Source organism: Roseicyclus amphidinii, assembly GCF_030163755.1.
GTDB lineage: Bacteria > Pseudomonadota > Alphaproteobacteria > Rhodobacterales > Rhodobacteraceae > Roseicyclus > Roseicyclus amphidinii.
This window is the reverse complement of the sequence record NZ_JASJOE010000057.1, coordinates 1-19,161: the sequence shown is the minus strand read 5'-3', so window position 1 is coordinate 19,161 and position 19,161 is coordinate 1. Positions and strand designations below refer to the sequence as shown.

The following is a 19,161-nucleotide window of genomic DNA, read 5'->3' as shown; positions in this document are numbered from 1 at the left end:
CGCCGGTGGCGCTGACCAACGTCCTGCAGAACCGGCGCGCGCGCCGATCCCGCCTCACCGCAAAGGGCGCAGAACCGGGCGCACCACCGGCCCCTGCGCCTCCGGCACCATGGCCGCCAGCGGCCCCACCCGGTCCGGGCGCATCACCGGGCGCAACGCGCGTGACGGGGGCGCGGTGCAATAGTCTTGCCTGCGCACCCAGTTGCGCATGTCCTCGCGCTTGCGGCTGGAATGGAACGGCCCCCAATCGGCGGCGACGCCGCGCATCCCCTCCGACACGACCCCGTCGCGCGGCACCGTGATCGCCATGATCCGCACCCCGCAGCGCAGGTTCGCGGGCCCGTTCAGCAGCGCCTCGCCGGTGCCCACCTCGCAATTGCGGTAACGCGCCGTGGGCGGCGCGATCTGCACCAGCCCGAACCAGAGCCCGCCGCCGCCCACCGCATCGGGGCGATGCGTGCTTTCATGCCAGGCCAGCGTCGACACCAGCCCCGCCCAGAAGGCCGCGCGCTGGCCGCGGTCCGCCTCCGGGTAGGCCGGGCACCAGGCGTCGATGTCGCGCGGCACCACCTCGAGCAGCGGCGCACCATGGCCGCGCAGCGCCGCCATGACCGCCGCGCTCCAGCGCGGTCCCCGCGGGTGATCGTCCCACCTGAGATCGGGCATCGCCCATGTCTCGCGCAGCACGGGCCGCAGGCTCCGCCCCGGCGCAAGCGCGCTCAGGGTCTCCGCGCCCGGATCATCGCCTTGCACCATCTGCATCTGCGCGGCGGTCACCGCAACGGGGGCGGACGGCACCGCATCGCCCCCGCCCTGCGCCAACACGCAGGCGGGCAAACAGGCCCAGACAAGGGCCGAAACGGCACTCAGGACGGCGCGGCAGCGCGACATGCGGTCCTCCCCAGGCAACACGCATGTCGCCCAGACTGCCCGCAAGGGGGCGTCATGGCAAGGAAAACGACCGCCGCGGGGTCAACCCCGGCAATAGGGTTGCGCCTGCATCCAGGCCCGCATGTCCTCGCGCTTGTGGCTCTGGCTCGGGTGCAGCGGCCCCCAGTCGGCCGCGACGCCGCGCGTGTTCTCGGCGATCACGCCGTCACGCGGCACCGTTGTCGCCCAGATGCGCAGCGCGCAGCTGACATTGGCCGCCCCATCCAGAAGCGCCTGCCCGCTGGTCGCCCGGCAGCCGTAGTGGCGCGCGGTGGCGGGGCTGATCTGCACCAGCCCGAACCAGCGCCCGCCGCCGCCGACGGCCTGTTCGTTCCAGGTGCTTTCATGGCGCGCCAGCGCCGACATCAGGCCCAGCCAGAACGCCGCGCGGCCCTCCTGGCCTGCATCGACATAACCGGGGCACCAGGCCTCGATATCGCCCGGCACCAGTTCGGGCAGGGCCGCGGCGTGGCTTTGCAACGCGGCATAGCCCGCGCGCTCCCACTCCGCCGATTGCGGGACATGGTCCCAGCGCATCACGTAGCCCTCTTCGGGCATGTCGCGGCTGCTCATGCCAGGGGCCATCCCGCAGCCCGACAAGGCCACCGCACACAGCGCCGCGCCCAGCGCGGCCTTCACGAAACCGGTCAAGGGCGACCCCCAGCCTTGTTGCAGACGCGCGCAGTTGCCCCCGCCGCGGCCCACCCCGCAAGCGCCGCGCCGCCGCGCCCCCGGTTTGGGCGGCAACCCGCCGATCGACACCCGCTTGCCCGCGCCGCGCCGCTGCCCTAAACCCGCCCTGTTCCGACGCAGGAGACCCGACAGATGCTCGACCTGACCTACGACACGCCCAAGCCCAAGGTGATCGCCGGCGCCAAGCACGACTGGGAGCTCGTGATCGGCATGGAGGTCCACGCCCAGGTCTCCTCCCGCTCCAAGCTCTTCTCGGGCGCCTCCACCCGCTTCGGCGCCGAGCCCAATTCCAACGTCGCCTTCGTCGACGCGGGCATGCCCGGCATGCTGCCCGTCATCAACGAATTCTGCGTCGAACAGGCCGTGCGCACCGGCCTCGGCCTCAAGGCGCAGATCAACCTGACCTCGGCCTTCGACCGCAAGAACTACTTCTACCCCGACCTGCCGCAGGGCTACCAGATCTCCCAGCTCTACCACCCGATCGTGGGCGAAGGCGAAGTGCTGGTCGAGATGGGTGACGGCACCGCCCGCGTCGTCCGCATCGAACGCATCCACCTCGAACAGGACGCCGGCAAATCCATTCACGACATGGACCCCGCCCTGTCCTTCGTCGACCTCAACCGCACCGGCGTCGCGCTCATGGAGATCGTCTCCCGCCCCGACATCCGCGGCCCCGAGGAAGCCGCCGCCTATGTCTCCAAGCTGCGCCAGATCATGCTCTACCTCGGCACCTGCGACGGCAACATGCAGAACGGCAACCTGCGCGCCGACGTGAACGTCTCCGTCTGCCGCCCCGGCGCCTACGAGCGCTACCAGGAAACGCAGGATTTCTCCCACCTCGGCACCCGCTGCGAGATCAAGAACATGAACTCGCTCCGCTTCATCCAGGCCGCCATCGAGCATGAGGCCCGCCGCCAGATCGCCATCCTCGAGGCGGGCGGGCAGATCGTGCAGGAAACCCGCCTCTACGACCCCGACAAGGGCGAAACCCGCTCCATGCGCTCCAAGGAAGAGGCGCATGATTACCGCTACTTCCCCGACCCCGACCTCCTGCCGCTCGAGATCGAACAGGCCTGGGTCGACGGCATCGCGGACAGCCTCCCCGAACTGCCCGACGCCAAGAAGGCCCGCTTCCTCGGCGACTACGGCCTGTCGGATTACGACGCCTCCGTCCTGACCGCCGATCTCGACGCCGCCCATTTCTTCGAGAAAACCGTGGCCGCCGCCGGTGACGGCAAGCTCGCCGCCAACTGGGTCATCAACGAGCTTTTCGGCCGCCTGAAAAAGGACGACCGCGACATCACCGCCTCGCCCGTCTCGCCCGACCAGCTCGGCCGGATCATCAAGCTGATCAAGTCAGACGCCATCTCCGGCAAGATCGCCAAGGACCTCTTCGAGATCGTCTATACCGAGGGCGGCGACCCCGACCAGATCGTCGAGGCGCGCGGCATGAAACAGGTCACCGACACCGGCGCCATCGAGGCCGCGGTCGACCGGATCATCGCCGAGAACCCCGACCAGGTCGAGAAGGCGAAACAGAACCCCAAGCTCGCCGGCTGGTTCGTGGGCCAGGTGATGAAGGCCACGGGCGGCAAGGCAAATCCAAAGGCCGTGAACGAGCTGGTGGCGGCGAAACTCGGGCTGTAAGCCATGCGCCGCCGCGACCCGCTCGGCACCCACAACGAACGGGTCAAACTCCGCGCGGGGTTTCTCAACGCGCTGGCCATCGGCTTTCTCGGCTTCGCTTTCCTGCGTCCCTTGATCGAAGGAACACTCTCGCTTAACCTCGTCACGGTAGCCTTCCTGCTGACCGCTCTGGCATTGCACGGCGTCGCGCACCATATCCTGCGCTACCTGGAGAAGGAGGATTGACATGACCGATCTCAGCCTTCTGGCCATCCCCGCCTTCGCGCTGGCGCTGGCCGCCTACCTCGTGTGGGACACCCGCCGCACCGCACGCCGCAACGAACGGGCGAACCACCCGGCGGAATGATCCCACACCCAACCCTTGCGCGCTCCGCACACCTCCCCTTAACCTCTGTCCAACCATAACGGGCAGAGATCACGAGTGACCGGGGGCGCGCGGGCGATGAACCACCTCTATTACGGCGACAACCTCTCCGTCCTGCGCGAAAGCATCGCGGACGAAAGCGTCGACCTGATCTACCTCGACCCGCCCTTCAACTCGAACGCCTCCTACAACGTGCTGTTCAAGGGGCCGTCGGGCAGTGAATCAGCCGCCCAGATCGAGGCTTTCGACGACACCTGGCACTGGACCGACGCCGCCGAGGAAGCCTTTGACGAGGTCCGCCGCTCGGGCAATGCCGAGGCCGCGACGATGCTGACCGCGATGCGGTCCTTCCTCGGCGAGAACGACATGATGGCCTATCTCGCCATGATGGCGGTGCGGCTTCTGGAATTGCACCGGGTGCTGAAGCCCACGGGGTCACTCTATTTGCACTGTGACCCGACAGCGAGCCATTACCTGAAGATATTGCTGGATGCGGTGTTTGGGGCGCGGTGTTTCAAGAACGAGATTGATTGGAAGCGCACCACCACGCACAGCGACAGCAAGACGTGGAGCAACAACGCAGATTGCATTCTTTTTTATACGAAAAGGGAGAAGGGGTTTACTTGGAACACCCCACGGGAACCGCACTCAGCCGATTACATTAAGTCGAAGTATGGCAACGACGACGGCGATGGGCGAGGGCCATACCAACTCGATAACATGACGAGCCCGAGTCCTCGGCCAAACATGATGTATGATTGGAAGGGATTTCCTTTTCCTGAAAAGGGTTGGCGCTACCAAAAGGAAACGATGGCACAACTCGATGCAGAGGGACGGATTTGGTATCCTAGAACCTCTGACGGTGAGTTAGACGTTTCAAGAAGACCGCGATTGAAGCGATACCTGGCAGAAATGGAAGGCGGAGTCATCGGAGATATCTGGACCGACATCCCGCCTCTCAACTCCCAAGCGAAGGAACGCCTCGGCTACCCCACCCAGAAACCCGTCGCCCTGCTCGAACGCATCCTCTCCGCCTCCTCCAACCCCGGCGACGTGGTGCTCGACCCGTTCTGCGGCTGCGGCACCACCGTCCATGCCGCCGAGAAACTGGGCCGCCAATGGATCGGCATCGACGTCACCCATCTCGCCATCGGCCTGATCGAGAAACGCCTGCGCGACGCCTTCGAAGGCGTGACCTTCACCACCCACGGCGTCCCGCAGGACCTCTCGGGCGCGCGCGACCTCGCCCGCCGCGGTCAGGAGGACCCGCGCTATTACTACGAGTTCGAGAAATGGGCCGTGGCCCTTCTCTCCGGTCAGCCCACCAAGCGCTCGGGCGACGGCGGCATCGACGGCAACCTCTATTTCGGCAAGACCGGCCGCGCCATCATCGAGGTGAAATCGGGCAAGGTCGGCACCCCCCAGATCGCCCGGCTGCGCGGCGCGATGGAGCGCCACCGCGCCGAGATCGGCGTCTTCCTCACCCTCGATCCCCCCAACAAGGGCATGGTGGCCGAGGCCGCCGCCGCGGGCTTCCACGAGGAAGAGGGGTTCACCCCCGTCCCCCGTCTCCAGATCGTCACCATCGAAGAGGCCTTGCAGCTGCGCGACCGCGCCGTCCGCCTGCCCGCCCGCCGCGACGACGCCTACAAGCGCGCCGCCCGCGAGGAAGACCGCGGCGCGCAGGGCAGTCTGGATATCTGAGGGGGCCGGACGCCACGCACGAAACCCGGCCCACCCGGCCTTTTTCGTGCGCCCATCGCGTATGTACGCGGTGTGTACGCCCTGTGTACGGGGTGTGACCGCCCCATCCATGCCCGTGCAGGCCCCTCACAGCCCCCTTGCCCGCGCGCCCTCCGCCCGGCTAAACCGCTCCGGAACGAGAGGACCGCCAATGCCCCGCCCCATGCCCCGATACGAGTACAAGCTTGTCCCCGCCCCGGAAAAAGCCAGCAAGCACAAGGGCTTGAAGGGCGCGGCCAATTTCGCCGCCACGCTGGAGGACATCCTGAACGAGCTGGGGGCCGAGGGGTGGCACTACCTGCGCGCCGACACCCTCCCCCAGGAGGAGCGGTCGGGCCTCACCTCCAGGGTAACGACCTACCGTAACCTCTTGGTTTTCCAACGGGAATTGCCCGAGGTCGAGGCCGGTCCCGCCCCGGAACCGACGCAGGAACCCGCCCCCGAAGAGACCGAGGACGAGCCCAGCCTCGCCAACCTCTTCGCCGACCCGGATGAAACACCGGAAATCGACGATAAACCAAGGGGTTAGTCGCTGATCTTCAGCGCCAGCGCGTGAATCTCCGCGACCAGCTCGCGCCCCAGCGCCGCATGCACCGCCCGGTGCCGCTCGATCCGTCCAAGCCCTTGGAAAGCCTCGCTTTCTATCGTCACCCGGAAGTGGCTTTCGCCCCCTTCCTGGTAGCCCGCGTGCCCCCTGTGCCGCTCGCTCTCGTCCACCACGCTCAGCGCCCGCGGCGCAAAGGCCTCGCGCAACCGTGTCTCGATTCTCTGTGTCCGCGTCACCAAATCCGCTCCTCGCCTCTTCACCTCGGCCTCCAAAAGACTAAACTCCCCGTTCCGAGTCGAGAAGGGCACGCCATGACCGCCAAAGACCCATTCAACTTCGACCTCCGCGTCTCGACCGACAAGAAGAAACGTCGCTCGGGCCGCCGCGGGATGTCCGGGGCCTTCGAGACCTCGCAGCGCGTCTGCGAGCACGAGGGCTGCGAGGAACCGGGCCAGTATCGCGCGCCGAAAAGTCCCGATAATCTCGAGGATTACAAGTGGTTCTGCCGCGAGCATGTCCGCGAATACAATCTCAAGTGGAACTTCTTCGAAGGCACAACCGAAGCCGAGATGGAGGCCCAGCTCGACCGTGACCGCGTCTGGGACCGGCCCACCAAGCCCTTCAAGAAATCCGTCGAGGAAAAGGCCTGGGCGCGGCTCGGCATCGACGATGCGCACCAGGTGCTGGGCGGCAACGCCACCCGCAACCCCGGCCGCTCCAACGGCGGCGGGCGCAAGCTGCCGCCCACCGAGCGCAAGGCGATCGAGATCCTCGAGGTCACCGACCGCGCCACCAAGGCCGAGATCCGCAAGAGCTACAAGGCGCTGATCAAGGTGCTGCACCCCGACATGAACGGCGGCGACCGCTCCGACGAGGACCGCCTGCAGGAAGTCGTCTGGGCCTGGGACCAGCTGAAGGACAGCCGCAACTTCGCCGATTGAGGCGCGCGCGCCCCGTCTACTCCGTTTCGCAAACATCCCCGCCCATTGCCCGACAGGCGGCTTTGCCGCCGAAAGGGGAGGCTCCCGCACTCTCCACCCGCGCAACCGCCGGGACCCCGGGCAGACCCGCCCACACAAGCCCCCGCGCCGCGCGCGCGGCGCGCCCCCGGCGACGACGCAGTCGGCGCAAACCCAAAGCACAGACCATGACCCATGTCAGAACCCTGATCCTCGGCGCCGGTGCGGCGGGCATGATGTGCGCGGGCCATGCCGGCCCCGACGCGCTGGTGATCGACCATGCGAAAGCGCCGGGCGAGAAGATCCGCATCTCGGGCGGCGGGCGCTGCAATTTCACCAACCTGCACACTGCGCCCGAGAATTTCCTGTCGGAGAACCCGCATTTCTGCAAATCCGCTCTCAGCCGCTACACGCAGTGGGATTTCCTCGACCTCGTCACGCGCCACGGCATCCCCTGGCACGAGAAGACCCTCGGCCAGCTGTTCTGCGACCGCTCCGCCAAGGACATCATCGCCCTGCTGCGCGCCGAGATGGGCGCGACCCCCCTCTGGCTCGAGACAGCCGTCAATGGGATCGCCCATGACGGCACCCGCTTCCGCGCCGATCTCACCCGCGCGGGCACGCCCGTCACCGTCACCGCCGATCACCTCGTGTTGGCCACGGGCGGCAAGTCGATCCCGAAGATGGGGGCCACCGGGCTGGCCTACAGGATCGCCGAGCAGTTCGGCCACCGCGTGACCGAGACGCGGCCCGCGCTTGTGCCGCTGACCTTCGACGAGGCACAGAAGGCGGTCTTCGCCGGGCTTGCAGGCACCGCGGTCGACACGCGGATCACCTGCAACGGCACGGGTTTCGACGAGGCGACGCTTTTCACCCACCGCGGCCTCTCGGGGCCCGCGGTGCTTCAGATCTCGTCCTACTGGCGCGAGGGCGACAGCCTCGCGCTGCGGCTCCGGCCCGACCTGGACCTGTTCGCGCATCTGCGCGCGCGCAGGTCCGAGGCGGGCGCGCGGGCCCTTGCGACGGCACTTGCCGAGGTCCTGCCGAAGAAACTGGCCCAGCATCTCTCGGAGGCCTGGGCCCTCGACGGCAATCTGGACGACCAGTCGGACGCGGCGCTGCGGGCGCTCTCGGACCGGATGGAGGGCTGGAGCCTGACCCCCACCTCCTCCGAGGGCTACCGCACGGCCGAGGTGACGCTGGGCGGCGTGGCCACCGACAGGGTCAGTTCGAAGACCATGGAATCGGCGCTGGTTCCGGGGCTCTTCATCATCGGCGAGCCGCTGGACGTCACCGGATGGCTGGGCGGCTACAATTTCCAGTGGGCCTGGTCCTCGGGCGTGGCGGCGGGGCGCGCCATCGCGGCGCGCTGAGGGTCAGTCGCGCCAGAAGGTCACCGTGAACAGCACGAAGACCGCCATCAGCTCCAGCCGCCCGATCAGCATCGCCGCCGACAGGATCCATTTCGCGGTGTCGTTCAGCCCCGCGAAATTGCCCGCCGGCCCGATCTCAGGGCCAAGACCCGGCCCGATGTTGCCCAGCGCCGTGGCCGCCCCCGAGACCGCCGTGATGACGTCGAGCCCGGTCAGCGCCAGCAGGATGGCGACGATCACCAGCGTCACGAAGAAGAGCGCGAAGAAGGCCATGACCGAGGACAGGATCTCCTCGGCGACCGGCCGCCCCTCGTAGCGCGGCTCGAAGACGCCATGCGGGGCGTAGAGGCGGCGCACCTGGGTCGAGATGGAGGCGAACAGCAGCTGGTAGCGGAAGATCTTGATCGAGCAGGAGGTGGACCCGGCGCAGCCCCCGATCAGGCCGATGAAGAAGAACAGCACCACCGGCACCGGCCCCCAGAGCTGGTAGTCGACCGAGGCATAGCCCGTCCCCGAGATGATCGAGGTGACGTTGAAGATCCCTTCGCGGAACCCGTGTTCCCAATTGTCGCCGTTCACCGCCACCCGGTAGAGCGTGAGCGCGATGGTCAGAACCAGGATCGTGGCGACATAGGCGCGGATCTGGCTGTCGACCAGGATCGGCCGCGCGGTACCCGCGACCAGCTGGATGTAGCGCACGAAGGGCAGGCTTGCGAGGATCATGAAGACCGCCGCGACATATTCCAGCGGCCCCTGGAACGCCCCGAAGGAGGCGTCGCTGCTGGAAAACCCGCCCGTGGACAGGGTTGTCAGCGCATGGATCAGCGCCTCGAAGGGCGGCATGCCGAGCGCGAGGTAACTCAGCCCGCACAGCACCGTCAGCGCCACGTAGATCACCGAGATGCGGGCCGCGATCTCGGTCGCGCGGGGCAGGATCTTGCCCATCGTGTCGAAGGCTTCCGAACGGAAGATCTGCATCCCCCCGACCCGCAGCTCGGGCAGGAAGACCATGGCGACCACGATGATGCCGATGCCGCCGAACCATTGCAGCATGGCGCGCCACAGGTTCAGGCCCGCGGGCAGCGTCTCGAGCCCGGTGAAGACGGTCGAGCCGGTGGTGGTCAGGCCCGACATCGCCTCGAAGACGGCGTCGACGAAGCGCGCTTCGGTCGCGCCTAGGACAAAGGGGATGGCGCCGAAGACCGGCAGCACGATCCAGACCCCCGTGGTCAACAGGAAGGTCTGGCGGATCGACAGGCCGCGGCTGACCGCATTGGCGCAGGCCAGCGTCACCAGCAGGCCGACCATCACGGTGATCGCCGCCGCCTCGGCGAAGGCGCCCCAGTGGCCGTTGCCGAGGGCCAGGTCGAGGGCCAGCGGCACGCACATCGCCACCCCGAGGCTCAACACCATCAGGCCTATCACGTAACCCACGGGTCGGACATCGAACATGGGCGGAGCGTTGGACCGCCCCCGCGCGACTGTCAAGCGCGGGCGGGGGCGGGATGTGCGGGGACAGGCGGGCCTCAGCCGCGGTGGATGAGGCTGGCGAAGAGATGCGGATCGAGGCTGGCCTGGGCAAAGGTCTCGCCCTCGGTCAGCACGCTGACGGCATCATGGCTGTGGAGGCTTTCCTGGTGGCTGGCCACCACGCGGAAATCGGCGACGCGGGCGTCGGCGTGCAGCCGCTCGGCGAAAAGGCGCGCGGCATCCTCGACGAAGATCGGGTTGGCGGCGTTCAGCTCGGCGAAGGCCTGCTCGTCCTCGCGCTTGACCATGACCTGCGTCTCGGTGGGGACAGCTGCGCGGGCCATCTCGATCAGGTCCTCGAACCACAGGCAGCCCTGCCCCTCGGCCACCTCGACCGAGATCCGCGCGACGGAGCGCTGCGAATGCGGCGTGGCCAGCTGGTTGCGGGTCGCCCGCGCGTGCTCCGACAGTTCCAGCGAGCAGGGGCAGGTCGAGGAATAGACGTAGTCGAGATGGACAAGCTTCTGACGCACCCCGTCACGCTCCACCAGTTCCAGCGCGATGTCGTAATACTGGTAGCCCGACAGGCCCGAGCGCAGGCTTTTCACCTTCGCCGGAAAGCTCAGGCGCATCTGGATGCGGGCGTCGAAGCTTTCGAGGTCGGACTTGTAATCGTCGAGCGCGGCTTCGATCACCTCGAAGCTGAAGGTCTTTTCGGCATGGGCATAGAAGGACCGCATGATGCGGCTCATGTTGATGCCCTTCTTGTCCGCCTCGAGGCTGACGGTGCCGGTCACGCTGGTTTCCAGCGTCAGGTCGCCGTTGTCGCGGGTGTGGTAGTTGATCGGCAGGCGGAAGTTGGAAATTCCAACGTGCTGGATCTGCCGGTTCGCGCCCCGGATCAGCGAGGACGGCCCGTTCTGAAGGTCCGGCAGCGTCTCCTTGTAGGCGGCGTCGGTGCGGAACTCGGAGGGGTAGTCGCGGCGGAACTCGGGGTAGCCATCACCCACCAGCCGCGCGATGGCAGGGTCCAGCGCGGCGATCTCGGCCTCGGTCGCCTCGGCGGCCCATGCCTTGAGGCGGGCCAGCGCGGTTTCGGCCTCGGCGCGGCTCGGCGCTTCGGTCATCTCGGTCACGTGGATGTTCATCTTGGTCGTCCCTTTCCACCCGGTCACGGGGTGCCAAGATAGGTGTGCCGGGGCGGCTTCCCAATCTTGTCGTTCGGAAATTTTACGCTACCGGCCCTGAAACGGATCAGATTCCGTGCAATCATTTACCCGGTTTCGTGGCAGCGGCGGTCGCGCCGCGGCATCTTTCGACGAAACGCGACAGGATCAGCCGCGGCACGGTGACGTCCTCGGCCAGGCAGGCAGCCGTCAGCGCCTCGGCCTCGGAGGGGGCGAAATAGCCACGGTGCTTGTAGATCTCGATGCGGTTGGCGAAATTCTCGCCCTGCGCCTCGGGGTGGAACTGGGTGGCGTAGACATTGGCCCCCGCCCGGATCATCTGGAACGGGCAGGTGTCGGAGGCGACGAGGTGGACCGCACCCTCGGGCAGCGCCTCGACCGCTTCCTTGTGGCCGACAAGCGCGCGGAAGCTGCCGGGCAAACCGGCCAGCAGCGGGTCGGCGGCCCCCGCCTCGGTCACCTGGCAATCGACGCCGCCGATCGGCTCGCCGTAGCGACCCTTGCCCACCGGCGCGCCCAGCGCCGCGCCGAGGATGCCCATGCCGTAGCAACAGCCCAGAAAGGGCATGTCGCGGGCCAGAACCTCGGGCATCAGGCCCATCACATCGGCCTCGATCCGCGCCTCGAGCGGGTCTTTCGTGTCGGGCGGGTCGCTGACGCAGCCCGGCCCGCCGCCCACGATGATGCCCGCGTAATCGCCCAGCGACAGCGCGGGCAGCGGGCGTTGGTCGAGGCGGATGCGATGCACCTCGGCCGCCGCCAGCCCGCCGCGTGCGAGGAAGGCGCCGAACTCCTCGTCGGCGGCCTCGGTCTCGGGGCGGAGCTGGAGGACGAGGAAGGGCCTCATGCGGCCTGCCGCTTGCGGTCGAGGGTCTTGGCCATGACCGCGTTGGGCAGGCGGACGCCGTGGCGCTCCACCTCCTGCCGTTTCTCGACACGCCAGCCGCGCCGCGCGAAGAAGCGTTCGGCCAAGAGGCTCGCCTCGGTCTCGAGCCGGGTCAGCCCCGCGGCGCGCGCGCGCCCCTCGAGCACGGCATAGAGGGTTTCGGCCACCCCCTGCCCCATCGCCTCGGGCGCGACATAGGCGAAGTCGAGCCAGCCGGTGCCAAGGTCGAGCGTCATGAACCCGAGCAGCCGGTCGTCCCTCTCGGCCAAAATCGTGTCGGCCTCGATCAACCGGCGGCGCCAGTCCTCGCCGTTCGGCGGGGCGGGCGACCAGGCGGCGCGCTGCGCCTCGGTATACTGCGCCGCCGTCCCCTCGCGCACCGCGCGGTGGAAAAGCGCGGCCAGCCCCGGCGCGTCGGTGACGCGGCAGGGCCGGATGATCAGCCCGTTCATGCGCCCGCGGCCGCCAGCGCGGCGGTCAGGTCGGCGATCAGGTCCTCGGGGTCTTCGAGGCCGACCGACAGCCGCACCAGCCCGCGGGTGATGCCGAGCGCCTGGCGCTGCTCTTCGGTCAGGCGCTGGTGGGTGGTGGTGGCGGGATGGGTGATGATGGATTTCGCATCGCCGAGATTGTTGGAGATCGTGATGATCTCGAGCGCGTTGAGGAAGCGGAAGGCCGCCTCCTGCCCGCCGTCGAGGTCCAGCGCGATCACCGTGCCGCCGGTCTCCATCTGCCGCGCCGCAAGCGCGCGCTGCGGGTGGCTGTCAAGGCCGGGAAAGATGACGCGGGCAAGGCCCGGCTGCCCCTCCAGCGCCTCGGCGATCCGTTGCGCCCCCTCGGCCTGCGCGCGGCAGCGCAACTCGACGGTTTCGAGCGACTTCAGCATCACCCAGGCGTTGAAGGGCGACATCGCGCCCCCGGTGTGCTTGAGATAGGGCTCGACCGTCTTGCGGATGAACTGCTTGCTGCCAAGGATCACGCCGCCAAGGCAGCGCCCCTGCCCGTCGATATGCTTGGTCGCGGAATAGACCACCACATCGGCCCCAAGGCCGAGCGTGTCCTGGAAGACGGGCGTGGCGAAGACATTGTCGACGATCACCAGCGCGCCCGCGGCATGCGCCAGCCGCGAGACGGCGGCGATGTCGATGACCTCGAGCGTCGGGTTCGAGATCGACTCGAAGAACACCGCCTTGGTGTCCGGGCGGATCGCTGCCTCCCATTGCGCAAGGTCGGTGCCGTCGACGAAGCTGACCTCGACGCCGTAGCGCGTCAGCACCTCTTCGAGGATGTAGAGACACGAGCCGAAGAGCGCGCGGGCCGCGACCACATGGTCGCCCGCCCTGAGCATCGAGACCAGCGCGCCGTTGACCGCGGCCATGCCGCTGGCGGTGGCAAAGGCATCCTCGGCCCCTTCCAGAGCGGCGATGCGGTCCTCGAACATCCGTACCGTCGGGTTGCCGTAGCGGGCGTAGATGTATTCGTCCGGCCCCGTCTCGATGAAGCGCGCCTCGGCGGCCTCGGCGCTGTCATAGACGAAGCCCTGCGTCAGGAACAAAGCCTCGCTCACCTCGCCATATTGGCTGCGGCGGGTGCCGGAATGCACCGCGCGGGTGCGATTCTTCCACGTCTTTGCCGGGGTTGCGTCGGTCATGCCCCTGTCCTTTCCTCTCTGGCCCCGGCACGAGCCGGAGGCGAAAACGGTCGGGGGCGAGCGGAAGGCTGGGCGTCCACGACCTCTTTAGCGGTTTCTTTAGCGTGGCCCGCAATCCGGTTCACAAATCGCCACGTGGGAGATTGGCTACGCCGGGACGCGGCAATCGTCAAGCGGGGCTGCGTGGCGGCGCGGTCACGTCACGGAAATGTCGCGGCAGTTTAGCCAAAGTGTTGCGGTCGCGCCCTACCCCGGCGGCAGATGTGGCAGGGGGCAGGCGACATGGCGCTTTTGTCCGTGGATGCAGGCAAGGCGGGCTGGACCGCCCGCGGCGACCTTGGCGCGGCGCTGGCGGTGCTGCCGCGGGGCGCGACCCTGACGCTCATGGTCCACGGCTTCCGGTTTTCCCCTTTCGAGCCCGCGCATGATCCGCATGGTCACATCCTGTCGCTCGCCCCGCGCCGCGATTGCTGGAAGGCGGCAAGCTGGCCGCGGCACCTGCATCTGGACCGGCCCGGCGCGGGGCTCGGCATCGGCTTCGGCTGGCACGCGCGCGGGCGGCTCGACCGGGTGGCGGCGCGCGCCTTCGTCGCGGGCGAGACGCTGGCCGGGCTGATCCGGGCGATCAACGCCGCGCGCCCCGACCTTTCGGTGACGCTGATGGCGCATTCGCTGGGCGCGCGCGTGGCGCTGGCGGCGGTGGCCGAGCTGCCCGCGCGCCATGTCGACCGGATGATCCTGATGTCGGGCGCGGAATACCGCGATCTTGCGCGCGCCGCGCTGGCCGGGCCGGGGGGCCGAGGGGTGCAGGTGCTCAACGTCACCTCGGGCGAGAACGCGGCCTTTGACGCGCTGTTCCGTCTCTGCGTGCCCGCGCCGCGGCTGGGGGACTGGCCGCTTTCGGCGGGGCTGCCCCGCCTGCCCGGCTGGACCGACCTGCGCATCGACTGCCCGCGCCAGCGCGCGCTGCTGCGGCGGATGGGCTTTCCGACACGCCCGCCCGCGACGCGCGTCTGCCATTGGTCCACCTACCTCAGGCCGGGCCTGTTCCGGCTCTATCGCGCCGCCTCGGGCCCCGCGGGGGCCGCGCTGCTGGCGCGTCTCGACGCCGCCCTGCGCGAAGCCCTGCAAGACCCCCGGCCGCGGCCGGGACACGCGGATCGGCCCCGCGGCCGCGGGTCTTTTCCACCGCCCCGCATCTTGCATGACGCTCCGACAGGCACGATCTGCCGATAGACTGGCGGGAAACCACCAGCGCGCGTTGCAATGTCTGGTTTTTGTGAGGAAACCTTTCTAACGTGACGATCGCAACCGGCAAATGACCGACGGGGACGGTATGAGTTCGAGTTTTCTTCAAGGCGTCAGCTTTTTCGCCCTCGTGGTCATCGTCATGATGGCCAGCTTCCGCGGCTTCGGGGTGCTCTGATGTCGAAGCGGTACGGCGGAGAGTTCAGCCCCACGGGCCAACGCGACGCGGGCACCCCGCGCGAGAGCGTGACCGCCGACCGGCTGGAGGTGCCCAGCTTCAAGGGCCGCAAGCCGATGCGCCACGGCGCGAAACTCAACATGCTCTTCGTGCTGGCGCTGCTGCCGCTGGCCACCGCCTTCTTCCAGCCGGTGACGGCGATGGCCGTGGACCTTCTGGGCGCGGGGGCGCTGATGCTCTCGGCCTGGCTGACCCGCGACGGGGTGCGCGCCGAGGATGCCTTCGCCGAGCGCAAGGTCGCCCGCCGCCCGGCGATCCCGCGCAAGATCTTCGGCGCGGTGCTGATGGGGGCGGGCGTGGGCCTTGTGGTCTTCGGCGGGCAATGGAACATCGCCGCGGCCGTGGTCGTGGGCGCGATTGCAGGGGCGCTTCACCTTGGTGCCTTCGGGCTTGACCCGCTGGCCGACAAGGGGCTCGAGGGGATGGACCGCCACCAGACCGACCGCATCGCCCGCAAGATCGACGAGGCCGAAGCGGTGCTCGACCAGATGACCGACGCCATCAAGCGCGCCCGCGACCGCCAGCTCGAGACCCGCGTCAGCGCCTTCGAGGAGACCGCCCGCGCCATGTTCCGCCAGGTCGAGGCCGACCCCCGCGACCTTGCCGGCGCGCGGCGCTACCTTGGCGTCTACCTGCAGGGCGCGCGCGATGCGACGGTGCAGTTCGCCGATCTCTACGCGCGCGGCCGCGACCCGCAGATCCGCGCCGATTACATCGCGTTCCTTGACGATCTGGAAACCAATTTCGCGCGTCGCACCCGCGCGATGCTGACCGACGACCGCACCGATTTCGACATCGAGACCGAGGTTCTGCGCGAGCGCCTGAACCGTGAAAACCTGCATATCGAGTGACAAGGACCGAGCCCCATGACCACTGAAATCCGCCAGCAGGCCGAAGAGGCCGCCAAGCTCGTCGACGAGTTGAACGCCATCGTGCTGCCCGAACCCTCGGCCGATCTCGTGCCGCTGCCCGCCGCCGACGCCCCCACCGCCGAGGAAATCCGCAAGCGCGTGGCCGAGATCGACATGACCGATACCAACTCGATCGTGTCCTTCGGCTCGGCGGCGCAGGCCGAGTTGCAGCAGATCAGCCAGTCGATGCTGCAGGGCGTCAAGAACAAGGACGTGGGCCCCGCGGGCGACAGCTTGCGCGAAATCGTCGGCACGATCCGCGGCTTCTCGGTCGACGAGCTGGACCCGAACCGCAAGCAGAGCTGGTGGGAGCGGCTGTTCGGCAAGGCCAAGCCGATCCACAACTTCATCGCCAAATACGAGGAAGTGCAGGACCAGATCGACCGGATCACCGAGAACCTTCTGAAGCATGAACACACGCTGATGAAGGACATCAAGTCGCTCGACCTGCTCTACGAGAAGACGCTCGATTTCTATCACGAGCTGGCGCTCTACATCGCCGCCGGCGAAGAGAAGCTGCGCGAGCTGGACGCGGAGACCATCCCCGCCAAGGAGGCCGAGGTGCAGGCCGCCCCCGAGGATGACCAGGTCCTCAAGGCGCAAGAGCTGCGCGACCTGCGCGCCGCCCGCGACGACCTGGAACGCCGGGTCCATGACCTCAAGCTGACGCGGCAGGTGACGATGCAGTCGCTGCCCTCGATCCGGCTGGTGCAGGAGAACGACAAGTCGCTGGTGACCAAGATCAACTCGACGCTGGTGAACACCGTGCCGCTGTGGGAAACCCAGCTGGCGCAGGCCGTGACGATCCAGCGATCCACCGAGGCCGCGAAAGCGGTGCGCGAGGCGACGGACCTGACCAACGAGCTTCTGACGCAGAACGCCGCCAACCTGCGCGAGAGCAACCGCATCGTGCGCGAAGAGATGGAGCGCGGCGTCTTCGACATCGAGGCGGTGAAACAGGCCAATGCCGAGCTGATCGCCACGATCGAGGAAAGCCTGCAGATCGCCGACGAGGGCAAGCGCCGCCGCGCCGAGGCCGAAGCCGAGATGCAGCGCATGGAGACCGAGCTGCGCGACACGCTCTCGGCGGCGTCCTCGCGCGCAAGCGGTGCCGCGGGCGCGGCCACCGGTTCGGGCGCGACCCCGCCCCCGCCCCCGGCGGGCTGACGGGCGATGATGCGGCGCCCGCTGACATTTCTTCTGACGGGCGCCGCGGCGCTGATGCTCGGGGCCTGCGTGATGACGCCCGCCCCCGATGTCTCGCCCCGGCCCGAGACCCGCGCCGAGGCGCCCGGCCCCTCGGCCGAAAGCGCCGCCTTCGCGCGCTATTACCGCGGCGTCGAGGCGCGGCTGGTGTCCGACGGGCTGTTGCGGACCGATGACGGGCTGACCGACGCGCCCTTCACCGCCGCCACGCTGGCCGAGAATTTCGAGCGCATCGCGCTTTACGACGAATACACGCTGTCGGGCGGACGCTTCATCCAGCGCCAGACCCCCGCGCGCCTGCGCCGCTGGGAGGAACCGGTGCGCATCCAGGCGCATTTCGGCCCTTCGGTCGATGCCACCCAACGGGCCGAGGACCGCTCGATCCTGGGCACCTATGCCGCCCGGCTCGGACGGGTGACGGGCCATCCGGTCACGACCGTGTCCTCGGGCGGCAATTTTCACGTGCTCTACCTGAACCGCGACGAACAGATGACGGCCGGCGCGCTGGTGCGCCGCCTCGTGCCCGGCGTCGGCCCCGAGACCCTGGCCGAGATCGAGGCGCTGCCGCGCTCGACCTTCTGCTCGGTCTATGCCTTCTCGCAGACCGGCGGCCGGCCGGTCTATGTCGCCGCCGTGGCGATCATCCGCCACGAACACCCCAGCCTGTTGCGCCGCTCCTGCGTGCATGAAGAGGTGGCGCAGGGCCTGGGCCTGCCCAACGACAGCCCCACGGCGCGGCCCACGATCTTCAACGACGACGAGGAATTCGCGCTGCTGACGCGCCATGACGAGCTTCTGCTGCGCATCCTCTACGACCCCCGCCTGCAACCCGGCCTCGAACCCGCCGAAGCGCGCGCGCCCGTGCGCCGCATCGCCGAAGAGCTGCTGGGCGGGCCCAGTTGAGTTGACCCCATAGTTCAAAGATCCCCTCGGAAGGAGGCCCCGACATGCCCTTCATGGATTTCCTCAAAGGCCAGTTCATCGATGTCATCGAGTGGACCGACGACAGCCGCGACACCATGGTCTACCGCTTCGAGCGCTACGGCCACGAGATCAAGTACGGCGCCAAGCTGACCGTGCGCGAGGGGCAGGTCGCGGTCTTCATCCACGAGGGGCAGCTGGCCGACATCTTCACTCCCGGTCTCTACATGCTCGAGACCAACAACATGCCGATCATGACGAGCCTCCAGCACTGGGACCACGGCTTTGCCTCGCCCTTCAAGTCGGAGATCTATTTCGTCAACACCAACCGCTTCACCGATCTGAAATGGGGCACGAAGAACCCGATCATGCTGCGCGATCCGGAGTTCGGGCCCACGCGCATCCGCGCCTTCGGGACCTACACGGTCAAGGTGGCCGACGCCGGGCGCTTCATGACCGAGATCGTGGGCACGGACGGCGAGTTCACCACCGACGAGGTGACCTTCCAGATCCGCAACATCATCGTGCAGCAGTTCAGCCAGGTGGTCGCGGGCTCCGGCATCCCGGTGCTCGACATGGCGGCCAACACGGGCGAGTTCGGCAAGCTGGTCGCGGGGCGCATCTCGGACACGATCGACCAGTACGGGCTGACGCTGCCCGAGCTCTACATCGAGAACATCTCGCTGCCCCCCGCGGTCGAGGAGGCGCTGGACCGGCGCACCTCGATGGGCGTGGTGGGCGACCTGGATCGCTACACCCGGTTCCAGACCGCCGAGGCGATGCGCGCGGCCGCCGATGCGCCGGGCGGCAGCGGCATGGGCGAGGGTCTCGGCATGGGGATGGGCATGGCGATGGCGGGCCAGTTCGCGCAAGGCTTCGGCGGTGGGCAGGCGCCGCCGCACCAACCTCACCAGGCGGCCCATGCCGCCCCGCCCCCGCCGCCGGTGGAACATGTCTGGCACATCGCCGAGAACGGCCAGACCAAGGGCCCGTTTTCCAGGGCCGACCTGGGGCGGATGGCCGCCACGGGCGAGTTGACGCGGCAGAGCTTCGTCTGGACCCAGGGGCAGGACGGCTGGAAGACGGCCGACGAGGTGACCGAGCTGGCACAGCTCTTCACCGTCATGCCGCCCCCCCCGCCCCCGCCGCCGGCCTGACCGGTCGCCGCGCGGCGACCGGCAAGGGGG

At 68.3% G+C, this 19,161-nt stretch carries 19 protein-coding genes and 1 riboswitch; of the genes, 11 read left to right on the top strand and 8 right to left on the bottom strand.

Annotated elements, in window-relative coordinates:
* Positions 1-54: 54 nt before the first annotated feature.
* Both QQK83_RS15535 and QQK83_RS15530 read right to left on the bottom strand, forming a co-directional pair.
* Complete coding sequence (locus tag QQK83_RS15535; protein WP_284265802.1) at positions 55-891, bottom strand: hypothetical protein; 837 nt, start codon at positions 889-891, stop codon at positions 55-57.
* 81 nt (positions 892-972) lie between these two features.
* Positions 973-1,581: a transglycosylase SLT domain-containing protein gene (locus tag QQK83_RS15530; protein WP_349816236.1), complete on the bottom strand. Its 609-nt coding sequence runs from the start codon at positions 1,579-1,581 to the stop codon at positions 973-975.
* Between the two features lie 174 nt (positions 1,582-1,755).
* On the opposite strand from QQK83_RS15530, the gene gatB reads away from it, so the two are divergent.
* The 4 genes from gatB to QQK83_RS15510 all read left to right on the top strand — a co-directional run bounded on the left by gatB (position 1,756) and on the right by QQK83_RS15510 (position 5,906).
* A complete protein-coding gene (gatB, locus tag QQK83_RS15525) occupies positions 1,756-3,270 on the top strand; it encodes an Asp-tRNA(Asn)/Glu-tRNA(Gln) amidotransferase subunit GatB (RefSeq protein WP_284265800.1) in 1,515 nt (504 codons plus the stop codon).
* Between the two features lie 3 nt (positions 3,271-3,273).
* Positions 3,274-3,495: a hypothetical protein gene (locus QQK83_RS15520; protein WP_284265798.1), complete on the top strand. Its 222-nt coding sequence runs from the start codon at positions 3,274-3,276 to the stop codon at positions 3,493-3,495.
* Between the two features lie 217 nt (positions 3,496-3,712).
* The gene (locus QQK83_RS15515) at positions 3,713-5,338 is read left to right on the top strand and encodes a DNA methyltransferase (protein WP_284265796.1); all 1,626 of its coding nucleotides are present in this window, start codon (positions 3,713-3,715) and stop codon (positions 5,336-5,338) included.
* Between the two features lie 202 nt (positions 5,339-5,540).
* Positions 5,541-5,906 carry a DUF4177 domain-containing protein gene (locus QQK83_RS15510; protein WP_284265794.1) on the top strand — a complete coding sequence of 122 codons (366 nt, stop codon included), beginning with the start codon at positions 5,541-5,543 and terminating at the stop codon, positions 5,904-5,906.
* Here the strand turns inward: QQK83_RS15510 and QQK83_RS15505 are convergent.
* Positions 5,903-6,160 (bottom strand): BolA family protein, encoded by a 258-nt coding sequence (locus QQK83_RS15505; protein ID WP_284265792.1) that lies wholly within the window; start codon positions 6,158-6,160, stop codon positions 5,903-5,905. The two genes, QQK83_RS15510 and QQK83_RS15505, sit on opposite strands and share 4 nt — an antisense overlap.
* Positions 6,161-6,235: 75 nt before the next feature.
* Here QQK83_RS15505 and QQK83_RS15500 point away from each other — a divergent pair, with 75 nt between their 5' ends.
* Positions 6,236-6,865 carry a J domain-containing protein gene (locus QQK83_RS15500; RefSeq protein ID WP_284265790.1) on the top strand — a complete coding sequence of 210 codons (630 nt, stop codon included), beginning with the start codon at positions 6,236-6,238 and terminating at the stop codon, positions 6,863-6,865.
* A 206-nt stretch (positions 6,866-7,071) separates the two neighbouring features.
* Complete coding sequence (locus QQK83_RS15495) at positions 7,072-8,256, top strand: BaiN/RdsA family NAD(P)/FAD-dependent oxidoreductase (RefSeq protein WP_284265788.1); 1,185 nt, start codon at positions 7,072-7,074, stop codon at positions 8,254-8,256.
* A gap of 3 nt (positions 8,257-8,259) precedes the next feature.
* Here the strand turns inward: QQK83_RS15495 and QQK83_RS15490 are convergent, their stop codons facing one another.
* The 5 genes from QQK83_RS15490 to metZ all read right to left on the bottom strand — a co-directional run bounded on the left by QQK83_RS15490 (position 8,260) and on the right by metZ (position 13,450).
* Positions 8,260-9,708, bottom strand: coding sequence for a TrkH family potassium uptake protein (locus tag QQK83_RS15490; RefSeq protein WP_284265786.1), 1,449 nt, complete (start codon positions 9,706-9,708; stop codon positions 8,260-8,262).
* A gap of 74 nt (positions 9,709-9,782) precedes the next feature.
* Positions 9,783-10,874: a GTP cyclohydrolase FolE2 gene (folE2, locus tag QQK83_RS15485; RefSeq protein ID WP_284265784.1), complete on the bottom strand. Its 1,092-nt coding sequence runs from the start codon at positions 10,872-10,874 to the stop codon at positions 9,783-9,785.
* Positions 10,875-10,995: 121 nt separating this feature from the next.
* Positions 10,996-11,760 carry a glutamine amidotransferase gene (locus QQK83_RS15480; protein ID WP_284265781.1) on the bottom strand — a complete coding sequence of 255 codons (765 nt, stop codon included), beginning with the start codon at positions 11,758-11,760 and terminating at the stop codon, positions 10,996-10,998.
* Complete coding sequence (locus QQK83_RS15475; protein ID WP_284265780.1) at positions 11,757-12,251, bottom strand: GNAT family N-acetyltransferase; 495 nt, start codon at positions 12,249-12,251, stop codon at positions 11,757-11,759. The genes QQK83_RS15480 and QQK83_RS15475 overlap by 4 nt, the downstream gene beginning before the upstream one ends.
* Entirely contained in the window at positions 12,248-13,450 is a 1,203-nt protein-coding gene (gene metZ / locus QQK83_RS15470; RefSeq protein ID WP_284265779.1) for an O-succinylhomoserine sulfhydrylase, read from the bottom strand. The genes QQK83_RS15475 and metZ overlap by 4 nt, the downstream gene beginning before the upstream one ends.
* A gap of 66 nt (positions 13,451-13,516) precedes the next feature.
* Positions 13,517-13,595, bottom strand: a riboswitch (SAM riboswitch).
* 137 nt (positions 13,596-13,732) lie between these two features.
* Here metZ and QQK83_RS15465 point away from each other — a divergent pair.
* The 5 genes from QQK83_RS15465 to QQK83_RS15445 all read left to right on the top strand — a co-directional run bounded on the left by QQK83_RS15465 (position 13,733) and on the right by QQK83_RS15445 (position 19,131).
* Positions 13,733-14,686 (top strand): alpha/beta hydrolase, encoded by a 954-nt coding sequence (locus QQK83_RS15465; RefSeq protein WP_284265777.1) that lies wholly within the window; start codon positions 13,733-13,735, stop codon positions 14,684-14,686.
* Between the two features lie 189 nt (positions 14,687-14,875).
* Complete coding sequence (locus tag QQK83_RS15460) at positions 14,876-15,787, top strand: 5-bromo-4-chloroindolyl phosphate hydrolysis family protein (RefSeq protein ID WP_284265775.1); 912 nt, start codon at positions 14,876-14,878, stop codon at positions 15,785-15,787.
* Positions 15,788-15,802: 15 nt separating this feature from the next.
* A complete protein-coding gene (locus QQK83_RS15455) occupies positions 15,803-17,014 on the top strand; it encodes a toxic anion resistance protein (RefSeq protein WP_284265773.1) in 1,212 nt (403 codons plus the stop codon).
* Positions 17,015-17,023: 9 nt separating this feature from the next.
* Positions 17,024-17,956: a DUF2927 domain-containing protein gene (locus tag QQK83_RS15450; protein WP_284265771.1), complete on the top strand. Its 933-nt coding sequence runs from the start codon at positions 17,024-17,026 to the stop codon at positions 17,954-17,956.
* 44 nt (positions 17,957-18,000) lie between these two features.
* Positions 18,001-19,131, top strand: a complete 1,131-nt coding sequence (locus QQK83_RS15445; RefSeq protein ID WP_284265769.1) for an SPFH domain-containing protein — start codon at positions 18,001-18,003, stop codon at positions 19,129-19,131.
* The last annotated feature ends 30 nt before the right edge of the window (positions 19,132-19,161 follow it).